At 51.0% G+C, this 21111-nt stretch carries 23 protein-coding genes and 1 tRNA gene; 14 read left to right on the forward strand and 10 right to left on the reverse strand.

All coding sequences use genetic code 11. From position 1 onward, the window contains the following. The first annotated feature begins 238 nt into the window (after positions 1-238). From frdA to blc, 5 genes are all read left to right on the forward strand, one after another. The gene (frdA, locus tag J1778_RS13995) at positions 239-2038 is read left to right on the forward strand and encodes a fumarate reductase (quinol) flavoprotein subunit (protein WP_217173671.1); all 1800 of its coding nucleotides are present in this window, start codon (positions 239-241) and stop codon (positions 2036-2038) included. Position 2039: 1 nt separating this feature from the next. Then, positions 2040-2765 (forward strand): succinate dehydrogenase/fumarate reductase iron-sulfur subunit, encoded by a 726-nt coding sequence (locus tag J1778_RS14000; protein WP_238484726.1) that lies wholly within the window; start codon positions 2040-2042, stop codon positions 2763-2765. Between the two features lie 11 nt (positions 2766-2776). After that, complete coding sequence (gene frdC / locus J1778_RS14005; protein WP_217173672.1) at positions 2777-3187, forward strand: fumarate reductase subunit FrdC; 411 nt, start codon at positions 2777-2779, stop codon at positions 3185-3187. Positions 3188-3196: 9 nt separating this feature from the next. Next, positions 3197-3556, forward strand: a complete 360-nt coding sequence (frdD, locus tag J1778_RS14010) for a fumarate reductase subunit FrdD (protein ID WP_217173673.1) — start codon at positions 3197-3199, stop codon at positions 3554-3556. A gap of 122 nt (positions 3557-3678) precedes the next feature. Then, positions 3679-4203, forward strand: a complete 525-nt coding sequence (gene blc, locus J1778_RS14015; protein ID WP_217173674.1) for an outer membrane lipoprotein Blc — start codon at positions 3679-3681, stop codon at positions 4201-4203. Positions 4204-4286: 83 nt separating this feature from the next. On the opposite strand, the gene J1778_RS14020 is transcribed toward blc, so the two are convergent. From J1778_RS14020 to efp, 3 genes are all read right to left on the reverse strand, one after another. Beyond that, positions 4287-4421, reverse strand: a complete 135-nt coding sequence (locus J1778_RS14020; protein WP_129954222.1) for an entericidin A/B family lipoprotein — start codon at positions 4419-4421, stop codon at positions 4287-4289. A gap of 120 nt (positions 4422-4541) precedes the next feature. After that, positions 4542-4670, reverse strand: coding sequence for an entericidin A/B family lipoprotein (locus tag J1778_RS14025; protein WP_013573743.1), 129 nt, complete (start codon positions 4668-4670; stop codon positions 4542-4544). A gap of 95 nt (positions 4671-4765) precedes the next feature. Then, positions 4766-5332, reverse strand: a complete 567-nt coding sequence (gene efp / locus J1778_RS14030) for an elongation factor P (RefSeq protein WP_013573742.1) — start codon at positions 5330-5332, stop codon at positions 4766-4768. 38 nt (positions 5333-5370) lie between these two features. Between efp and epmB the strand changes: the two genes are divergently transcribed. Beyond that, positions 5371-6399, forward strand: a complete 1029-nt coding sequence (gene epmB, locus J1778_RS14035; RefSeq protein WP_217173675.1) for an EF-P beta-lysylation protein EpmB — start codon at positions 5371-5373, stop codon at positions 6397-6399. Positions 6400-6607: 208 nt separating this feature from the next. Here epmB and J1778_RS14040 read toward each other — a convergent pair whose 3' ends face one another. The 4 genes from J1778_RS14040 to J1778_RS14055 form a co-directional block, all read right to left on the reverse strand. Then, on the reverse strand, positions 6608-6952 hold the full coding sequence (locus J1778_RS14040; RefSeq protein WP_112289755.1) for a DUF4156 domain-containing protein: 345 nt from the start codon (positions 6950-6952) through the stop codon (positions 6608-6610). A gap of 298 nt (positions 6953-7250) precedes the next feature. Beyond that, positions 7251-8897, reverse strand: coding sequence for a chaperonin GroEL (groL, locus tag J1778_RS14045; RefSeq protein ID WP_217173676.1), 1647 nt, complete (start codon positions 8895-8897; stop codon positions 7251-7253). Between the two features lie 54 nt (positions 8898-8951). Further along, on the reverse strand, positions 8952-9245 hold the full coding sequence (locus J1778_RS14050) for a co-chaperone GroES (RefSeq protein WP_009636718.1): 294 nt from the start codon (positions 9243-9245) through the stop codon (positions 8952-8954). Between the two features lie 215 nt (positions 9246-9460). Next, positions 9461-9952 carry an FxsA family protein gene (locus J1778_RS14055; RefSeq protein WP_217173677.1) on the reverse strand — a complete coding sequence of 164 codons (492 nt, stop codon included), beginning with the start codon at positions 9950-9952 and terminating at the stop codon, positions 9461-9463. Positions 9953-10338: 386 nt separating this feature from the next. On the opposite strand from J1778_RS14055, the gene aspA reads away from it, so the two are divergent. From aspA to J1778_RS14095, 8 genes are all read left to right on the forward strand, one after another. Beyond that, positions 10339-11775, forward strand: coding sequence for an aspartate ammonia-lyase (gene aspA, locus J1778_RS14060; RefSeq protein WP_112289751.1), 1437 nt, complete (start codon positions 10339-10341; stop codon positions 11773-11775). Between the two features lie 153 nt (positions 11776-11928). Then, positions 11929-13230, forward strand: a complete 1302-nt coding sequence (locus J1778_RS14065; RefSeq protein ID WP_217173678.1) for an anaerobic C4-dicarboxylate transporter — start codon at positions 11929-11931, stop codon at positions 13228-13230. 205 nt (positions 13231-13435) lie between these two features. Then, entirely contained in the window at positions 13436-15166 is a 1731-nt protein-coding gene (locus J1778_RS14070) for a protein-disulfide reductase DsbD (RefSeq protein ID WP_217173679.1), read from the forward strand. Positions 15167-15209: 43 nt separating this feature from the next. Continuing rightward, positions 15210-15785: a division control transcriptional repressor DicD gene (dicD, locus tag J1778_RS14075; protein ID WP_217173680.1), complete on the forward strand. Its 576-nt coding sequence runs from the start codon at positions 15210-15212 to the stop codon at positions 15783-15785. A gap of 128 nt (positions 15786-15913) precedes the next feature. Continuing rightward, positions 15914-15989 (forward strand) — tRNA-Phe (locus J1778_RS14080). Between the two features lie 332 nt (positions 15990-16321). Beyond that, a complete protein-coding gene (locus J1778_RS14085) occupies positions 16322-17347 on the forward strand; it encodes a S66 family peptidase (protein ID WP_217173681.1) in 1026 nt (341 codons plus the stop codon). Between the two features lie 261 nt (positions 17348-17608). Next, positions 17609-18481: a winged helix-turn-helix domain-containing protein gene (locus J1778_RS14090; protein WP_238484709.1), complete on the forward strand. Its 873-nt coding sequence runs from the start codon at positions 17609-17611 to the stop codon at positions 18479-18481. Next, complete coding sequence (locus J1778_RS14095; RefSeq protein WP_217173683.1) at positions 18471-19025, forward strand: FidL-like protein; 555 nt, start codon at positions 18471-18473, stop codon at positions 19023-19025. The genes J1778_RS14090 and J1778_RS14095 overlap by 11 nt, the downstream gene beginning before the upstream one ends. Positions 19026-19050: 25 nt before the next feature. On the opposite strand, the gene J1778_RS14100 is transcribed toward J1778_RS14095, so the two are convergent. The 3 genes from J1778_RS14100 to J1778_RS14110 all read right to left on the reverse strand — a co-directional run bounded on the left by J1778_RS14100 (position 19051) and on the right by J1778_RS14110 (position 21098). Continuing rightward, on the reverse strand, positions 19051-19323 hold the full coding sequence (locus J1778_RS14100) for a helix-turn-helix domain-containing protein (protein ID WP_217173684.1): 273 nt from the start codon (positions 19321-19323) through the stop codon (positions 19051-19053). Positions 19324-19346: 23 nt separating this feature from the next. Next, complete coding sequence (locus J1778_RS14105) at positions 19347-20285, reverse strand: fimbrial protein (protein ID WP_420804080.1); 939 nt, start codon at positions 20283-20285, stop codon at positions 19347-19349. 87 nt (positions 20286-20372) lie between these two features. After that, a complete protein-coding gene (locus tag J1778_RS14110; protein ID WP_420804081.1) occupies positions 20373-21098 on the reverse strand; it encodes a fimbrial biogenesis chaperone in 726 nt (241 codons plus the stop codon). Between the last annotated feature and the right edge of the window lie 13 nt (positions 21099-21111).

The following is a 21111-nucleotide window of genomic DNA, read 5'->3' on the forward strand; positions in this document are numbered from 1 at the left end:
CCCCGCAGGCAAACAAATATCTCATTTTGCGATGCGTAAAGCACAGAAAGCCTAAATGCGCGTTCACATCAAATTACCACTTCTACCCCTTTGGTATAATAATTCCCTTACAAACAATAAGAATACCAGCCACCGGGACAGCGCCTGTGTGTCATCGGGGTTCACTAACTCTTCGATTATGAAGAGCTTTTCGCGGGTGTTTCAAACCCGATCTCATTGATGATAGTGGAGGAATGCAGTGCAAACCTTTAACGCCGACATTGCAATTATAGGTGCAGGTGGGGCGGGTTTACGCGCAGCAATAGCCGCAGCGGAAGCCAATCCCAACCTGAATATCGCGTTGATTTCGAAAGTGTACCCTATGCGCAGCCACACCGTGGCGGCCGAAGGCGGTTCTGCCGCTGTGACGCAAGATCATGACAGCTTCGATTTTCACTTCCAGGATACCGTTTCCGGAGGCGACTGGCTGTGTGAGCAGGACGTGGTGGATCACTTCGTTCATCAATGCCCGACTGAAATGGCTCAGCTCGAACTGTGGGGATGCCCGTGGAGCCGTAAGGATGATGGTTCAGTCAACGTTCGCCGCTTTGGCGGAATGAAGATCGAACGTACGTGGTTTGCGGCCGATAAAACCGGCTTCCACATGCTGCACACTCTGTTCCAGACCTCGCTGAAATACCCGCAAATCAAACGCTTCGACGAGCATTTTGTCCTCGATATTCTGGTCGATGAAGGCCAGGTACGCGGCGTCGTTGCCATCAATATGATGGAAGGCACACGCGTACAAATCCGTGCTAACGCGGTGGTCATGGCCACTGGCGGCGCAGGCCGCGTTTACCGCTACAACACCAACGGCGGTATCGTCACCGGCGACGGTATGGGCATGGCGTTCCGCCACGGCATTCCGCTGCGCGACATGGAATTCGTGCAATATCACCCGACCGGCCTGCCGGGTTCCGGCATTCTGATGACTGAAGGCTGCCGTGGCGAAGGCGGTATTCTGGTGAATAAAGACGGTTACCGTTATCTGCAGGATTACGGCATGGGACCGGAAACGCCGCTCGGCGAGCCAAAAAACAAATACATGGAACTCGGTCCGCGCGACAAAGTATCGCAGGCGTTCTGGCATGAATGGCGCGCCGGACGCACTATCGAAACGCCACGTGGCGACGTGGTGTATCTGGATTTACGTCATCTCGGCGAGAAAAAACTGCGCGAACGTCTGCCATTTATCTGCGAGCTGGCGAAAGCGTACGTCGGCGTCGATCCGATTACCGATCCGATCCCGGTTCGCCCTACCGCGCACTACACCATGGGCGGCATCGAAACGGATGCGCAGTGTGAAACCCGTATCAAAGGTCTGTTTGCAGTCGGCGAATGTTCTTCCGTCGGTCTGCACGGCGCTAACCGTCTCGGTTCCAACTCCCTGGCAGAGCTGGTGGTGTTCGGACGTATGGCCGGTGAAAAAGCGGCAGAGCGTGCCGTCGAAGCCAAAGACACCGGTAACAGCGCCGCGCTCGACGCACAGGTGCGTGATATCGAAAACCGTCTTGCCGCACTGATGGCGCAGGAAGGTGACGAAAGCTGGGCAGCTATCCGTGACGAAATGGGTCTGGCGATGGAAGAAGGCTGCGGGATTTACCGCACCACTGAGCTGATGCAAAAAACCATCGATAAGCTGGCTGAACTGAAAGAGCGCTTCAAACGGGTGAAAATTCAGGATACTTCCAGCGTCTTTAATACCGATCTGCTATACACCATCGAGCTGGGGCATGGCCTGGAAGTGGCTGAATGTATGGCTCATTCCGCGATCAATCGTCGTGAATCCCGGGGCGCCCATCAGCGTCTTGATGAAGGTTGTACCGAGCGCGATGACGTGAATTTCCTCAAGCATACCCTGGCCTTTTATCAGCCAGATTCCGCTCCGCGCCTGGAATATGGCGACGTAAAAATTACCACGCTGCCGCCGGCAAAACGTGTGTACGGCGGGGAATCTGAGACTCACGATAAAAAAGATAAGGAGCAATCACGTGGCTAAAATGCGCAGCCTGAAGGTTGAAATCATGCGCTATAACCCGGAGACGGACAGCGCGCCGCATCCGGTGGTGTATGACGTGCCTTTCGATGAAACAACGTCCCTGCTCGATGCTTTGGGCTACATCAAAGACCATCTGGCCGCTGACCTTTCCTACCGCTGGTCCTGCAGGATGGCGATTTGCGGCTCGTGCGGCATGATGGTCAACCGTGTGCCGAAGCTGGCGTGCAAAACGTTCCTGCGGGAATATCCGGACGGTATGCAGGTCGAGGCGCTGGGTAATTTCCCGGTCGAACGCGATCTGGTGGTCGATATGACCCACTTTATCGAAAGCCTGGAAGCCATCAAACCTTACATTATCGGCAACACCCGCACGGTCGGCGAAGGCCCCGGTAAACAAACCCCGGCGCAAATGGAGAAATATCATCAGTTCTCCGGCTGCATCAACTGCGGTTTATGTTACGCCGCCTGCCCGCAGTTTGGTCTGAATCCGGAGTTCATTGGACCGGCTGCTATCACCCTGGCGCACCGCTACAACCTCGATAACCGTGACCACGGCAAGGCACAACGTATGCCGCAGTTGAACGGTCAGAACGGGGTCTGGAGTTGTACGTTCGTCGGTTATTGCTCTGAAGTCTGTCCGAAGCACGTCGACCCTGCCGCAGCCATTCAGCAAGGCAAAGTCGAAAGCTCCAAAGACTTCATGATCGCGAGGCTGAGACCGCAATGAGGGAGGAAAATATGACGACTCAAAGTACGGGCAGCAAACGTAAACCCTACGTGCGTGAGATGAAAGCCAGCTGGTGGAAAAGCTTACCGTTCTACCGTTTTTATATGCTGCGCGAAGGCACAGCGGTTCCGGCTGTGTGGTTTAGCCTTTTGCTGCTGGCCGGGATTTTCTCATTACGTAACGGACCTGAAAGCTGGGCAATTTTTGTGCATTTTCTGCAAAACCCGGTGGTCATGCTGATTAACCTGATCGCCCTGCTTGCGGCTTTACTGCATACCAAAACCTGGTTTGAGCTGGCGCCGAAAGCCTCGATCGTCGTGGTGAAAGGTAAAAAAATGGGGCCGGAGCCGGTGATTGCCGGTTTCTGGGGCGTGACCATTGTCGTGACGCTGGCTGTTCTCGTCATCGCACTGTTTCTTTAAGGAGGCGACATGAAAAATACTCTTCCTAAACGTTCTGACGAGCCGGTGTTCTGGGGATTGTTTGGTGCGGGCGGTATGTGGAGCGCGATTTTCGCACCGGTGATGATTCTGCTGGTGTGCTTCCTGCTGCCGCTGGGCTTCTTCCCCGGCGACGCCCTGAGCTATCCGCGCGTGCTGGCATTCGCGCAAAGCGGGATCGGACGCCTGTTCCTGCTGCTGATGATCGTCTTACCCATCTGGTGCGGACTTCACAGGATCCATCACTCCATGCATGACCTGAAGATCCACGTTCCTGCCGGAAAATGGGTATTCTACGGCCTGGCGGCGATCTTAAGCATCGTCACTTTAATCGTACTGATCCGCCTCTGATCTTAAAGATCTGACTTTCCAGCGGCCAGCTCCTGGTCGCTGTTTTCGTTTCTTCCCCCACTTGTTTTTCCTTTTTCTTTTTGTTACCTACACTTAGAGAACAACCTAAGGAAGGAGACTCTATGCGTATCTGGTCAAAACTCGGCGTCATCGTCACAGCTCTCATGTCTGTGGCCTGCAGCGTCACACCCCCAAAAGACGTCAACGTCGTAAATAACTTCGAACTCAGCCGCTATCTTGGTACCTGGTATGAAGTCGCCAGGCTGGATCATAGTTTTGAAAGCGGGCTGGAACGCGTCACGGCCAATTACAGCCTGCGCGACGACGGCGGTGTGAAAGTGATTAACCGCGGGTTTAATCCGCAGAAGAACAAATGGCAGGAAAGCGAGGGTAAAGGATACTTTACGGGTTCTGCGGACCGGGCAGCGCTTAAAGTGTCATTCTTTGGCCCGTTCTATGGCGGCTATAACGTGATTGAGCTGGATAAGGATTACCGTTACGCACTGGTCTGCGGGCCGGATAAAAGCTATTTATGGATCCTGTCGCGCACACCGACGCTCGATGAGGGCGTGAAACAAAAACTTCTGCAAACCGCACAACGTTACGGATTTGATACCAGCAAACTGGTATGGGTCAAACAGCCTTAATTTACCTCATTTCCGGACGCCAGAAACAACACTGCCTGCATCAAAGTGCAGGCAGACTTCAGCTTACTTCACACCATTCGCCGTTATTGCGCGCTTTTCTGGATCGCTTGCCCACCGGCAGATACATCTTCACCCACGCCACGCGTGGTGTTGCAGGCAGTTAACGCAGAAGACAGAACAACAACAGACAAGATAGCGAGGATACTTTTCTTCAGCATATAAATTTCCTTCCTATAGGAGAATGTAAAGTACGACATCTTTATTGTAGCTAACTTTCTGGATATAGAAGGAAACAGGGAGGATTTTTAGGAAAGTTGGTAAAAACGAGGCTGAAGGGTTCAGCCTGCTTTGGAAATAGCGCCACCCAGGTGCTGGATGTCTTCACCGAAACCATGAACCGTGTTGCAGCCGGATAACGAAGCCAGCAACATCACTGAAACTACGATAAACATCATCTTCTTCAACATGGTAAACACAATCCAATTCAACAAGTTGGGGCTGGAAAGCTGCGACAGGCTCTCACCTGCGGCAGCTTTCATCCGACGTAATAAGTATTGAGAACTTATTTAACGCGGGAAACGTATTCGCCAGAGCGGGTGTCACAACGGACGATTTCGCCAATCTGCACGAATAATGGCACTTTAACGACAGCGCCGGTGCTCAGGGTAGCTGGTTTACCGCCGGTACCTGCAGTATCACCTTTCAGGCCTGGATCAGTATCAACAACTTCAGCTTCGATGAAGTTCGGTGGCTGAACAGCGATAGGACGACCATCCCACAGAGTCACGATACATTCTGCGTTGTCCTGCAGCCATTTAGAGGCGTCAGAAACCGTTTTCTCTTCAACCTGATGCTGTTCGAAAGTCTCAGGGTGCATGAAGTGGTAGAACTCACCATCGTTGTACAGGTAGTTCATGTTGGTATCTACAACGTCAGCGCCTTCGCATGAGTCAGTAGATTTGAAGGTTTTTTCTACGCGGGAACCGGTCAGCAGACGACGCATTTTAACGCGTGCGAAAGCCTGGCCTTTGCCTGGTTTTACGAATTCACTGGATTCGATAGCGTAAGGCTCGCCCTCGAACATGATTTTAAGACCCGGACGGAAATCGTTGCTAGAATAAGTCGCCATGATGGCCCTCTAATTTTAAACTGGTATTAGCCAAAAAAATGGCAAACATTGTAACCCTAAACACGCCATTTAGAGAAGATTGGTTGTATCAACTCGGCGATGTTATCACTGACCCGGATGAACTGCTTACTCTTCTGGCACTTAACGACAATGCAGAACTGCAAAGTGGGCGAGAAGCCCGTCGTTTGTTCCCGCTTCGCGTGCCCCGCGCCTTTGTGGCACGTATGCAGCCGGGCGATCCACAGGATCCTTTATTGCTTCAGGTATTGACCGTGCGCGAGGAATTTATCGCCGTGCCGGGCTTTACCACCGACCCGCTTGATGAACAACGCAGCGTTGTTCCGGGTCTGTTGCACAAGTATAGCAATCGCGCCCTGTTACTGGTGAAAGGCGGATGTGCGGTGAATTGCCGCTACTGTTTCCGCCGTCATTTCCCGTATCAGGACAACCAGGGAAATAAGGCCAACTGGGTTCAGGCGCTGGATTATATCCGCACACGCCCCGAACTCGATGAAATTATTTTCTCCGGCGGTGATCCGCTGATGGCCAAGGATCACGAACTCGACTGGTTAATCGGTGAACTGGAAGGCATCGCACACATTAAACGTCTGCGTATTCATACCCGTCTGCCGGTGGTTATTCCTGCACGTATCACGGATACCTTCTGTCAGCGCCTTGAAAAATCACGCCTTCAGGTGCTGATGGTGACGCATATCAATCACGCCAATGAGATTGACGATGCGCTGCGCGCCAGCATGGCGAAGCTGAAACGCCACGGCGTGACGCTCCTTAACCAAAGTGTACTGCTGCGTGGCGTGAATGATTCCGCTGATGTCCTGGCAACATTGAGCAATGCGCTGTTTGATGCCGGTATTCTGCCTTACTACATCCACGTACTGGATAAAGTCCAGGGCGCGGCGCATTTCATGGTCAACGACGACGAAGCGCGCGTCATCATGAAAGAGCTGATGAGCAAGGTGTCAGGTTATATGGTGCCGAAACTGACCCGCGAGATTGGCGGCGAGCCAAGCAAAACCATTTTGGATCTGCGGCTGAAGCAGTCTTAACAACCTAATCTCCCCCCAAATAATTCAAGTTGCAGGAAGGCGGCAAGCGAGGAAATCCCGATGAGCTTACTCAGGTAAGTGATTCGGGTGACTAAACGTAGCCAACGCGCCTGCAGCTTGAAGAATGAAGGGGGAATGCAAAAAGGGATGCCACAGGCATCCCTTTATTCTATCTGGCATTCACGCCATTAAACGGCGTGCAGCCCGATTATGAGCACTTATAAACCTGGCCGACCATTTTGCTGTCAACCGGTGCAAAGCTGGACAGGAAGTTCTGTGACGGGCTGTTTGCACCGTAAATGGTGTTGCCGCCCATCGCTGCCGCTTTGTTACGCAGGTCATTGGCTGCACCACGCATGGAGCTACCGTCACCGCCGGTACCGGAGAACCAGTTGCTTTGGGCACCGGTGACTTCGCCAAGCAGCTGACAATTAGCGCCTGGTTTGTCATCCGTGAATTTCACCTGCTGGCCCGCTGCATCCAGTTGATGAGTGGTACTGCACCCGGCAAGCAGCGCGATAGCTGACAGGCCCAGTAACATTTTAATCCGCATCACTTTCCCCATTTGTTTTTGTAATCACATAAAGCCTATCAGAAAACACCTGGCTCTCTTAGGCATCCGTTGCCACGTCTGCCCAAGGTTTGCGCTATCGGAAACAATCCGAAAGTCACGCAAAAATGAGTCTACACGTTAATGACCGGTGACAATGAGAGTTATCTTACTGAACCTGATAAAAAATGGTCAAATAAAAAAACCCGGCCTTTTCAGACCGGGTTTCTTCAGTACGTAATCTCAATGAGCAAAAATGCCCGCTGATTTTGCGTACCTGCGGATGAACGCAGGGGAATGATTACATCATGCCGCCCATACCGCCCATGCCACCCATACCGCCAGCGCCGCCCATATCGACTTTATCGTCTTTAGGCAGGTCGGTGATCATGCACTCAGTGGTGATCATCAGGCCAGCTACAGAAGACGCGTACTGCAGAGCAGAACGGGTCACTTTAGTTGGATCCAGAATACCCATTGCGATCATGTCGCCGTATTCTTCGGTGTAAGCGTTGTAGCCGAAGCTGCCTTCGCCCGCTTTCACTTTGTTAGCGATAACAGAAGCTTCTTCGCCTGCGTTCACAACGATCTGACGCAGTGGAGCTTCCATTGCGCGCAGAGCAACGCGGATACCCACGTTCTGGTCGTCGTTGTCGCCGGTCAGGTTCGCCAGAGTGTGAGCAACGCGGATCAGCGCAACACCACCACCAGCAACCACGCCTTCTTCTACCGCAGCACGGGTTGCGTGCAGGGCATCTTCAACGCGAGCTTTCTTCTCTTTCATTTCAACTTCAGTCGCTGCGCCAACTTTCAGAACAGCTACGCCGCCTGCCAGTTTAGCCACACGCTCTTGCAGTTTTTCACGGTCGTAATCAGAAGTCGCTTCTTCGATCTGCTGACGGATCTGAGAAACACGGCCCTGGATAGTTGCTTCTTCGCCAACGCCATCAATGATGATGGTGGTGTCTTTGTTGATAACAACGCGTTTAGCCTGCCCCATATCTTCCAGAGTCGCTTTTTCCAGCTCCAGACCGATCTCTTCAGAGATAACGGTACCACCGGTCAGAGTTGCGATGTCTTGCAGCATAGCTTTACGGCGGTCGCCGAAGCCTGGTGCTTTAACCGCAGCCACTTTCACGATGCCACGCATGGTGTTCACCACCAGAGTCGCCAGGGCTTCGCCTTCAACGTCTTCAGCGATGATCAGCAGTGGTTTACCGGCTTTAGCAACGGCTTCCAGTACTGGCAGCATTTCGCGAATGTTAGAAATTTTCTTGTCAGCCAGCAGGATGAACGGGCTTTCAAGTTCAACAGAACCGGTTTCTGGTTTGTTGATGAAGTATGGAGACAGGTAACCGCGGTCGAATTGCATACCTTCAACAACGTCCAGCTCGTCTTGCAGGCCGGTACCTTCTTCAACGGTGATCACGCCTTCTTTACCGACTTTCTCCATCGCTTCAGCGATGAGTTTACCTACGGTTTCGTCGGAGTTAGCGGAGATGGTGCCTACCTGTGCGATAGCTTTAGAGTCAGCGCAAGGAACAGACAGTTTTTTCAGTTCTTCAACCGCGTGAACGACAGCTTTGTCGATACCACGTTTCAGATCCATCGGGTTCATACCGGCGGCAACAGCTTTCAGGCCTTCGGTGATGATGGCTTGAGCCAGAACGGTTGCGGTAGTGGTACCGTCACCCGCTGCATCGTTCGCTTTGGACGCGACTTCTTTCACCATCTGTGCACCCATGTTTTCGAACTTGTCTTCCAGTTCGATTTCACGTGCAACGGACACGCCGTCTTTAGTGATGGTTGGTGCGCCGAAAGATTTGTCCAAAACCACGTTGCGGCCTTTAGGGCCCAGGGTCACTTTTACTGCATCAGCAAGGATGTTTACGCCACGCAGCATTTTCACACGGGCGTCGTTACCGAATTTTACTTCTTTAGCTGCCATTGTTAATTTCCCTTAAATTCGTTCTGTTCAGAAAAAAGTGGATCGGGGGGACGATCAGGCTTCTACGATTGCCAGAATGTCGCTCTCAGACATGATCAACACTTCTTCATTGTCGATCTTCTCAGCTTTCACGCCGTAACCGTCGTTGAAAATGACGATGTCGCCAACTTTCACGTCCAGCGCTTTAACTTCACCGTTTTCCAGAATGCGACCATGGCCGACAGCAAGGATTTCGCCACGGGTAGATTTACCAGCAGCTGAGCCAGTCAGAACGATGCCGCCAGCGGATTTAGATTCTACTTCTTTACGCTTGACGATAACGCGGTCATGCAATGGACGAATTTTCATTGATAACTCTCCTGTGAGCGGGTCCATATCTATTTTTAGGGTTGAATGCCTGGCAAAACCTGCCTGGCCTCGTGGTTTGTTTAATGGGGGCGATACCCTGCCCTTCAAGGGGGAAGAACAGAAAAATTTTCGCTTTTTCTTTCGCTGCTCTGACCGCCAAAAATCGGCTTTCGCAGCACTTCCCAACAATCTTTTAACAATCAAGGCCACAGAGATTAGCGATCGCGGTGCTCTGTGTCGTCATCTTTTTTTGGTGAAACCAGACGTTCCTGCGTTTCATCCGTGCGCTGAAACTCGCCGTCAAAGGTATTTCCTGTCGGCGCACTGCTCCCCCAGTTGCCGCCAGAGCGGACAATGTTCAGGTGCGGCATCAGTTTTAAGGTCAGGCGTTTCTGGATAGGCGGCAACAGCAGCAGCAACCCAAGGAAATCGGTAAAGAAACCCGGAACCAGCAACAGGAAACCGGCAATCACCAGTGAGACACTCTTTACCATCTCAGCCGCCGGGCTTTCACCGAGTGCCAGCTTTTCCTGCAACTGCATAAAGGTTTTCATGCCCTGATTCTTCACCAGAGAAACGCCTACGCAGGAGGTAAACACCACCAGCAATAATGTTGTGGCAACACCGACAAACGCAGCCACCTTGATAAATAAGGTGATTTCAATGTAGGCCAGCAGAAATAACAGTAATAACGGTAACCAGCGCACCGCGTTCTCCTTGTAATTAGGCTCCGAAAATTCTGTTGTAAAATGCCGTCACAGAGGTCATCGAAACCAGGAATAAGTGCCTGCTCAGGATCTTTGCTTTCAAAGAAATGCAGGCTGACTACACTGACATGGTGCTACATCACCGTGATTTCAAGCGTCAGACCTGATTTAATTGAGCCGCTGAATGAATTGTGAGAATTCTCACAGATACCAAAAACATGCACAGTAATAGGGCAGGATAGTGATCTTAGTACGTGCAATTCGCCTGAAGCAGCATATGATCGCCTTCGTTGCCAAAACAACGGTTGATCGTTTTATATTTACCACGGCAAGTAACATAATTTTAAACATCGCATAACGCATTCAGTACCGAAGAGAAGGTTCTCATGTCAAACACCATTCGTATCGAGGAAGACCTGCTGGGCACGCGCGAAGTACCGGCAGAAGCTTATTACGGCATTCACACCCTGCGGGCGATTGAAAACTTCTATATCAGCAACACCAAGATCAGCGATGTCCCTGAGTTTGTTCGTGGCATGGTGATGGTGAAAAAGGCGGCGGCTCTGGCCAATAAAGAGTTGCGTACCATCCCACGTCATATTGCGGACATCATTATTCAGGCGTGCGACGAAGTGCTTGATAAAGGCAAATGCATGGACCAGTTCCCTATCGACGTCTATCAGGGCGGCGCGGGAACCTCGGTAAATATGAACACGAATGAAGTGCTGGCGAACATTGGTCTGGAACTGATGGGACACCAGAAAGGCGATTACCAGTTCCTGAATCCAAACGATCATCTGAACAAATGCCAGTCCACCAATGATGCCTACCCGACGGGTTTTCGTATTGCCGTGTACACCTCTTTGCTGAAACTGGTTGATGCTATTTCTCAGCTGGGCGACGGTTTCGAGCGTAAAGCGGTAGAGTTCGAAAACATCATCAAAATGGGACGCACGCAGTTGCAGGATGCGGTTCCGATGACCCTCGGCCAGGAATTCCACGCCTTCAACGTGCTGCTCAAAGAAGAGACCCGCAACCTGATGCGCACCGGCGAATTACTGCTGGAAGTGAATCTCGGCGCGACGGCAATCGGTACACGTCTGAACACGCCGGAAGGGTATCAGCAACTGGCAGTAGAGAAGCTGGCTGAAGTCAGTAACCTGGCCTGCGTGCCAGCCGAAGACCTGATCGAAGCAACCTCGGACTGCGGCGCCTATGTGATGGTTCACAGTTCGCTGAAACGTCTGGCGGTTAAACTTTCTAAAATCTGTAACGACCTGCGCCTTCTCTCTTCCGGCCCGCGCGCTGGCCTGAACGAAATCAATCTGCCAGAATTGCAGGCCGGTTCTTCAATCATGCCAGCCAAAGTTAACCCGGTTATCCCGGAAGTGGTGAACCAGGTGTGCTTCAAAGTCATCGGTAACGACGTGTGCGTCACCATGGCTGCCGAAGCAGGTCAGTTACAGCTGAACGTGATGGAACCGGTGATTGGTCAGGCGATGTTTGAGTCAGTGCATATCCTGACCAACGCCTGCTACAACTTGCTGGAAAAATGCATCAACGGCATTACGGCCAACAAAGAAGTGTGTGAGTTCTACGTCTTCAACTCTATCGGTATCGTCACCTATCTCAACCCGTTCATCGGCCATCACAATGGCGATATTGTCGGGAAGATCTGCGCGGAAACCGGCAAGAGTGTAAGAGAAGTGGTGCTTGAGCGCGGCCTGCTGACAGAAGCCGAACTGGACGACATTTTCTCTATCGAGAACCTGAAGCATCCGGCCTACAAAGCGAAACGCTATACCGATGAAAATGAACAGTAACAGATTAAATTACTGACCTTTTAGAGGCTCGTTATTCTGCGGAATAACGGGCCTTTTTACTTTTTAAGACACAACATTTACATAACAATTAATTATCAATTCCTTATTAATTATCAACCCCTTAAGGAGTGGCAGGATTATGGACGGACAACCATGCTAATCATCGAACTTATTATTGTACTGGCAGCGATTTTCCTCGGTGCTCGCCTGGGCGGTATCGGCATCGGCTTCGCCGGAGGACTGGGCGTGCTGGTGCTAACGCTGATTGGCGTTAAACCGGGTACCATCCCTTTTGATGTTATCTCCATCATCATGGCGGTGATCGCGGCTATTTCGACCATGCAGGTAGCGGGCGGGATGGATTATCTGGTGCAGCAAACCGAAAAGCTGCTGCGCCGTAATCCAAAGCACATTACTCTCCTCGCGCCTGTCGTGACCTATTTCCTGACGATTATGGCAGGCACCGGCAACATCTCTCTTTCAGCACTGCCCGTTATTTCAGAAGTGGCGAAAGAACAGGGAATCAGACCCTGCCGTCCGCTTTCGACGGCCGTCGTTTCCGCTCAGATAGCGATTACCGCATCCCCCATTTCTGCTGCCGTTGTTTATATGGCGTCAACGATGGAAGGCCACGGTGTCAGTTATCTGCATCTGCTGATGGTGATGATCCCGGCAACGCTTGCCGCTGTGATCCTCATGTCGCTGATAGTCAGCTGGTGTTTTGACTCCAAACTTTCCAACGATCCGGTTTACCTGAAACGTTATGAAGAAGGGCTGATTGAGCTGCGTGGCGATAAGGTCATGGAAATCAAACCGGGCGCAAAACTCTCCGTGCTGTTGTTCCTGCTCGGCGTTTTTGGCGTGGTCGGATACGCGGTGATCAACAGTCCGAGTCTGGGCTGGGTCGCGCAACCGGTGATGACCACTAATAGCGCCATTCTGATTATCATGCTCAGCGTCGCGACGTTGATTACTCTGCTGTGCAGTATTGATACAGACTCGATTCTGTCCTCCAGCACCTTTAAATCCGGCATGAGCGCCTGTATTTGTATTCTCGGTGTCGCCTGGCTGGGTGACACTTTTGTGCAGGCCAATCTCGGCTGGATCAAAGAAACGGCAGGCACCCTGATTCAGGCGCATCCGTGGCTGCTGGCGGTGATTTTCTTCTTCAGCTCTGCGCTGTTGTATTCACAAGCTGCCACCACCAAAGCCCTGTTGCCGATGGCGCTGGCGCTGAGCGTATCGCCGCTGACCGCCGTGGGTTCTTTTGCTGCCGTTTCCGGTTTATTCATTCTGCCGACCTACCCGACGCTGGTTGCTGCCGTGCAGATGGATGACACCGGCACCACGCGCATCGGACGTTTCGTCTTCAACCATCCGTTCTTTATCCCGGGCACCATCGGCGTGTTCCTGTCGGTACTTTTCGGATTTGGCTTCGGCAGTATTATTCTCTGACAGTTTTTCCGGGGGTTGCGGCCCCCGTTTTTTCGGCATTCTTCCCGCGTCAGACCACCTTCAGCACCGGCAGGGCTTTCTGCTCACCGATTGCGCGGGGTATACTCGCCTTTCATTAACGCGCTGCGGCATGAAGCCGTCCGCTTCTTCTGTCGAATCACTCAGTGGCTGAACTCCTGCCGCGACAAAGAGAGCTTTACTCCGCATGGATCACCGCATTCTTCGAATTTTCTTCCTGCTTTGCAGCCTGTGTTTACTGCCGCTGCACGCCAATGCTTCTCTGTTTGGAAAACCTGCGGCACCTCAGTTTGTGCCGGTTGATCAGGCTTTCAGTTTTGATTTTCAGCAGCAGGGGCATGACCTCAGACTTAGCTGGCAAATCCGCGACGGCTATTATCTGTACCGCAGTAAAATTGAGCTTGAACCGAAGAATGCGCAGCTCGCCGCCTTCCTTTTGCCGAAGGGACGTGATCATCACGACGAATTTTTCGGTGACAGCGAAGTTTATGAAAACGCGCTAAATATTGTCGTGCCGATACGTCAGGCAAGCGCCGATGCGACCGTTCGTGTCACTTATCAGGGCTGTGCCGCTGCAGGATTCTGTTACCCGCCGGAAACCCGTGAGGTTCCGCTGAGTGCCGTGACACAACCGGAACGCGCCAGCATGCCAGCAACGGATAAAGCTGCGGTTATCGCGACGCCTGAAACACAATCAACACCACTGCCGTTCTCCCCGCTATGGGCCTTGCTGATCGGCATCGGCATTGCCTTTACGCCTTGCGTACTGCCGATGTATCCGTTGATTTCAGGCATCATTCTCGGGCGCCAGCGCCCTCACAGCATGAAGCGTATTTTCCTGCTGGCACTGGTTTACGTACAGGGCATGGCGCTGACATATACGCTGCTCGGCATGGTAGTGGCCGCAGCCGGTTTGCAGTTTCAGGCGGCGCTGCAAAGTCCGTGGGTACTGATTGTGCTTTCGGTGATGTTCATTGCACTGGCACTGTCGATGTTCGGCACATTCAGCCTGCAACTTCCTTCTTCTGTTCAAACCCGGCTCGCCTTGTGGAGTAATGAACAAAAAGGCGGTTCGCTGCCCGGCGTCTTTGTTATGGGTGCTCTGGCGGGACTGATTTGCTCGCCCTGCACTACCGCACCGCTTAGCGCGATTTTGTTGTATATCGCGCAGAGCGGGAATCTGCTGGCGGGCGCTGGCACGCTGTATTTGTATGCGCTGGGGATGGGCATTCCGCTGATCATCGTCACGATGTTTGGCAACAAACTACTGCCACGCAGCGGACCCTGGATGCAATACGTCAAAGAAGGTTTTGGCTTTGTGATACTGGCGCTACCGGTTTTCCTGCTTGAACGTGTGATTGGCGATACCTGGGGACTGCGTTTGTGGAGTCTGCTCGGCGTGGCCTTCTTCGGCTGGGCGCTGGCCTTGAGCCTGAAAAGCCAGCGAGGCGTGGTTCGGGTGCTGCAGTTAGTCTTTCTTGCGGCAGCACTGATTGTCAGCCGTCCGTTACAGGACTGGGCATTTACGCCAGCCGGTGACACGGCTGCGCCGCAGCACGCGCTGAATTTCCAGAAAATTCATAATGTCGGTGAGCTAAACGCCGCCCTTCAGGGCGCGCAGGGCAAACGCGTCATGCTGGATTTGTACGCCGACTGGTGCGTGGCGTGTAAAGAGTTCGAAAAATATACCTTCTCAGCGCCAGAAGTGCAGAATGAACTGACGAATACCTTATTGCTGCAGGCTGATGTCACTCAAAACTCCGTGGAGCAGAAAGCGTTATTAGAGCGTTTGAAGGTTCTGGGTCTGCCGACGATTTTGTTTTTCGGGCCTGATGGACATGAGTTGCCACAGTCGAGGGTAACAGGGTTTATGAATGCCGCAGAGTTCAGGGCGCATTTGCAGAAAACCCGCCCTTAAACGACACTACCTTTTGAAGTACGCGAATTGTGAGGAGGCAAACGTGCTACGTGAACAAGTTCTCGATAAAACCCTTAATCTTTTGGAACAACGTGGCCTTGCAACATTGTCACTGGAAACTGTCGCCGAACTGGTGGATGTTCCGCTCAATGAATTACGCCATTTCTGGCCGGATGCCGACGCTCTGCTTTATGACAGCCTGCGTTATCACGGTGAACAGATTGATATCTGGCGCCGTCAGCTGATGCTTGATGAATCCCTTTCTGCCCCGCAGAAATTACTGGCTCGTTACAAAGTGCTGGATGAGCAGGTGCGCCAGCAACGGTATCCGGGTTGCCTGTTTATTGCCGCCTGTACGTTTTTCCCTGACAGCGACACACCGATCCATCAGCTCGCTCAGCAACAGAAACGGGCATCCTACGACTACACGCTGGCGCTTTTACAGGAAATGGGGTCGGATGATGCCGAAATGGTCGCTCAGCAGATGGAACTCATCCTGGAAGGGTGTCTGAGTAAATTGCTGGTGAAACGCCAGCTGAACGACGTAGAAGTCGCCCGCCGTCTGGCAGAAGATGTGCTGAACGTGGCCCGTTGCCGCGAACATGGCGCGCTTTCCTGACTTCTCCGGTCTTCAGCCACGGGAATTCGCTTTTTTGAATGAAAAGACAGCAAACGAACGCGTTTTATGTGTTTTAGATGACAAAGCCGTTGACGGCGCAGGCCCAATACGGTTTAATGCGCCCCGTTGCCCGGATAGCTCAGTCGGTAGAGCAAGGGATTGAAAATCCCTGTGTCCTTGGTTCGATTCCGAGTCCGGGCACCATATTTAAAGAAACCCGCCTATGGCGGGTTTTTTGCTTTTGGAGATACGGACTCTCCATCGAACTTCGTTCGATGACTCGCCTTAACAGGCTCGCCCTGCGGGCCAACGGCACAGCCGTTGTTCAAACGCCTGCGGCGTTAGTCCGAGTCCGGGCACCCTATTTAAAGAAACCCGCCTATGGCGGGTTTTTTGCTTTTGGAGATACGCCATCCTCCATACTCTCCTGTTCTTCTGTGAAATCCTCCATTAGTACCTCCTATAAACTCATATTAAACCTGCACTTGAGCTGATACATTGCAGATTGAACATTGAGCAAATTTATAGGATATAAAATGCCTTCGTCCACAACTCCGCTAATCGCTTCTGCGTTGAAAACCGGTGACACCATTGGTTTTTTTTCTGCATCGTCACCTGTTACTGCAACGGCACCTGAGCGTTTTTCTCGTGGAAAGAAATTCCTCGAGGAAAAAGGGTTTGTGCTAAAAGAAGGCTCACTGACGGGGCATTCTGACTATTACCGTTCAGGTTCAGTTGCCGCCAGAGCCGCAGAATTCAATCAACTGATCCGCGACCCGCAGGTGCGTTGTGTGATGTCGACGATTGGAGGCAATAACAGCAATTCCCTGCTGCCTTATCTGGACTACGATGCGCTGCGCGCCGACCCGAAAATCATTATCGGGTATTCCGATACCACAGCACTTCTGGCCGGAATTTATGCCCAGACTGGCCTCATCACATTTTACGGCCCGGCGCTGGTGGCCTCTTTCGGCGAGTTCCCTCCGCTGGTTGAGGAAACCTGGGCTTCTTTTGCCGACATCCTGATGACCCGACACAACGTGCCTTACCGTTATCCTCTTCCAGATCGCTGGACTGACGAAAAGCTCAACTGGAATGACGTCACGCCAGTCAGAGCCAAAAAATTGTATGCGAATAACTGCCGCTTTCTGGGGAATGGACGTATCGAAGGACGGGTAATTGGCGGGAATCTGAATACCCTGTCAGGCATCTGGGGTAGCCTTTATATGCCGGAAATTCGTCGGGGCGACATTTTGTTTATTGAAGACAGCCTGAAAGATATTGCCACCGTTGAACGCTCTTTCTCGATGCTGAAATTAAGCGGGGTTTTCGACCGGGTGAGCGCCATTCTGCTCGGAAAACATGAGCTGTTCGATAATGCCGGCACGGGCAGACAGCCGGCGGATGTTCTGCTGGAAGTTCTGAATGGCCAGAACATTCCCCTTGTCGATGGTTTCGACTGTTGCCATACGCATCCGATGTTAACGCTCCCTCTGGGCACTGACATTATTGTCGACTTTGATCGCCAGCATATCGACATCTCCGGCCAGTACCTGCGCTGATACTCCGTAAATCACGTACTACTAAAATTCCGTACGTGATTTATTATACTTTTCCTGCTTCATATCCCGGCCATTTACATTTCAATCAACTGCTCTGTAAACATTTACTACAGAAATCTGTTTTTAAAATAGAAGGGTTTATACTAACTGCCCTCTGTGAAGCAGTATATAAAGAAAAAACCTCCGTAAAGCAGTACTGTACTAATTAACTGATGCAGCGGAAATGACCGAATATTCTAAACAGGGAGGAGTGGAATGCCCATGGTTTATCTGATTGAAAATCAAATAGTGTTCAATCCGGAGGAAAACTCGCTTTCATTACTGAATGATGATGAAAGTAAGATCGCCGTCTCAAATCCTGCACGGAGAATATTATTATTGTTAATCGAGCAACAAGGCGTTGTCGTCCAGCGTGAAACATTCTTTAAAAAAGTATGGGATGACTACGGTCTGAACGCTAGCAATAATAACCTCAACCACTGTATCAGCAAATTACGTAAGGTTGTCTCGACGCTGGGATACCAGAATCAATTTATCGTCACTGTGCCTAAAGTAGGCTTTATCATCACGAAGGAAATCATTATTGAGACCTGTGCCAATAAGATTGAGACTGAGGTATTAGTAGAAAATAGCGATGAAGTGGATAATGAACCAGATATTGTTCTGAACGAAGCGCGACCGGATGACGAAATTATAAATCATTCTGTGGTTCTCCGGCAAAATGCCAGTGAACCTGATTCGCCTAAGGGAAAACATCATCATTATTTTATGATGAGCATTTTAGTGACCACTGCACTGACAGTCTGGGCATTTTTCATTTTTTACAATGAGATGCGCGATCCTAAAGCTGAACTGGAGATTGCCAAAATCGGATCCTGTAGCCTGTACGCGACGGCCCCGGTTTCCCAGTCACGTAAGAGTGATTTTATCCAACTGGCAGAAAATTTTCTTCATAAGAACAATATCTCGTGCAAACCAGGACATATTCTTATATTTCAAAGTGAGATTTTCTCTTCGCCAATAAATACCGGTTCAGTGCGGGAGTTTCTCGCGCAATGCAGCACCGATGAAAATCATAAAGCTAGCATTTGCATAAGCTATTATACAAATGACAGGACCACGCATGATCAGTGATAGAAATTTTATTCCTCCGGGTAAGAAAGCCATTATTTTTACATTACTTCCTGTCGCTGCATTACTGTTAGTGTTATATGGAATGTCTCTGAGAAAGGATAAGCATGTGTTCCCGGTTAATATTCCTTGCAGAGGAAGTATGATGGTGGAAGCACAATATGACCATCAGAGAGCGAAAATGGTGACCTCCCTGTACTTTAGCTTTCTTGATAAGCATAAAATTTTAGTTTCACTCAGTGGAACTGCATATTTATACAATCAGGAAGGAAAACTGGTTAACAGGAAAACTTTGCTGAGAAATATTTATTATGACTACGTTCAGGAGAGCAAAGTGACCGATACTTATTCAATGACCAGCAGACAGATAAACATAGATAGCATAGATAATATGGACTGGGGTATTTCTTCGCTTCTGCTGATAAACAGTTTTTTTCTCACCGGGCATACCGATACGATGGTGTTGAAGAAATATGACGACAACACCATGCTGATAGAAAGTAATCAGTCTGCGTTTGCGTTATGTGTTTTCAAAAATTCTTTTTAAAAACAGCAAAATGGATGAAGCCTGCTTATTTATAGTAGAGATATAAATGATAACCGCAAGCCTGGGCATAACGAGACAAAGTGCTAAAGCTTGCCTGAGCTGGCCGCTTCTCAAGACGGGTGATTGCCGGTGGCGTGATCCCAAGGCGTCTGGCCAGTTCAGTTTTACTCAATCCGGCATCTTCGCGCAGGGTTTGCAGCAGAGCGTGAATGTGACTTTCAGCGATGAGTTCCGGTGCCTGGGCGGAGTAGATCGGTTCCTCCAGCGCCTGAGCCCGCAGTTTTGCCGTTCTTAGCATATCGTTCTCCCTTATCTTAGCGGTCAGTAATAGTTAATCTTGACGATCACCGACGCATCAAACTGCCCGAGAGAAAGTGTTTTTCCCGGGATGGCACTCAGCTTTGCAGTGAAGTTTTTGGTGACCTCATTCACATTGTTCAGCTCTGCAAAGTTATCGTACCGGTTGAAAGTAATGGCCTGCTGCTGGTCGTTATAGAGCATTAGCTTGGCACCGTTTGAAAGGTCAATTGCGGTGTTATCCAGCAGCGGACTGGCCGTTGAAAATTCTGCCTGTAGTGAGAAATTATCCAGACATCCTTGTTTTACAGCCTTGATGGCAAACGGCAGTGAAATACCCGAAGAGCGTGAAAGGGTCGTGCTTTGAATGGCGCCAAAATCGACAATCTGAGATTCCGGATACACTTTCAGGTCTGAACCGCAGGCCAAAAAACGGATCCCCTGCAAGCCAGAAAGATTGTATTTAAGGTTTTTAGCGCCGGGTGTTTTGTTAATGCCTCTGCTGCCATCAAGCTGAAAGACGGTGAACTGGTCCGCGCCCTGATAATGCCCGCTGGAAGGCGCATTTCCACTGACTTTGATATAAAGACGAAACGTCACGTTGACCGTCACGTTCTGGCCTTTTCTAATAGGCGTGCTGTTGGTACTCAGTCTCTGCTCGTTCTGTTCCAGATCCTGCCCGTTGTAGCTGACGCCCAGCAATAACCCTTCACCAATCGACTGGGATTTAGGGTTAAAGTAGAAATGCACAACGTCGATAATCGAGCCTAATACATTGTCGCAATAAGCCGTGACGTTGATGTCATTCGATTCCCAGACCTTGGTGCCGACAGGAACATTCGCCGGAATAGCCAGTTGCCCTACCGGTATCGCCGGCTTATCCACGATGCCGGTGCCTTTCTCCACACAATCGAGCGCCAGGGCGCTGCGGGAAAATAAGAATAGCAGGATGATGATTGCCATCCGGCCAATGGATAATCTGCAAATATCAGGCATAACAATCCTTTTTCTTTAAGGTAAATCCGTCAGTCACGGCTTCTCACGTGGTGGTTATCGCTTATCATCCCTACTGATAAGCTGACATTGCACGGACGGGCAATGGTATTGATTGACCTGAAGACCGCCGTAATCATCCATATACCCGAGACTGTAACGGTCGCTGACGTACTGATTGCCGGTCAGAGATTCCGTTGCAAACGGCGCCAGCATGACGCTGTCAAAACCCGATGCATTACCTTTGTTGTCTTTACCCAGATACCCGACAGTGATGTAAAAAGGTGTCGGATTCGTCAGTTTCAGCCCGTTACTGAGCCGTGAAACCTGGAGCTGTTCCTGCCAGTTTGCTTTTAACTGTTTTCTCAGTTCTGCGGGGCGGAAGAACAATTTAACGCGACTTTGGATCGCCACCTGCATCACGTTCGACATGTCACTTTTTGGCGGCACCTCGCGCACGTTGAAGTAGAACAGCGACTCACGGTCTTTCGGTAAACCGGCGGTTTCCGGCAGTTGCAGGATACGGATCTGGCTTTTCTGCCCGGCATCAATTCGCTGCATCGGCGGCAACGCCACCAGCGGCGAGGTAATTTTTTCGCCTTGTGCATTCTCCAGCCAAACCTGCGCCAGATAAGGCAGTTCCTTGCTCTGGTTCTCGAGCATGACGCTGACGGATTTATCGCTGGCGTTATAGATGATGCGCGTCCGGTCAAGGTTCACCGCGGCGATTGCCGGATAACATGCTCCGGCTAACATCAGTACGGCTACACAGCGTAAAATCATTTTTTTCATCAGG

Source organism: Rahnella bonaserana, assembly GCF_019049675.1.
Taxonomy (GTDB): Bacteria; Pseudomonadota; Gammaproteobacteria; order Enterobacterales; family Enterobacteriaceae; genus Rahnella; species Rahnella bonaserana.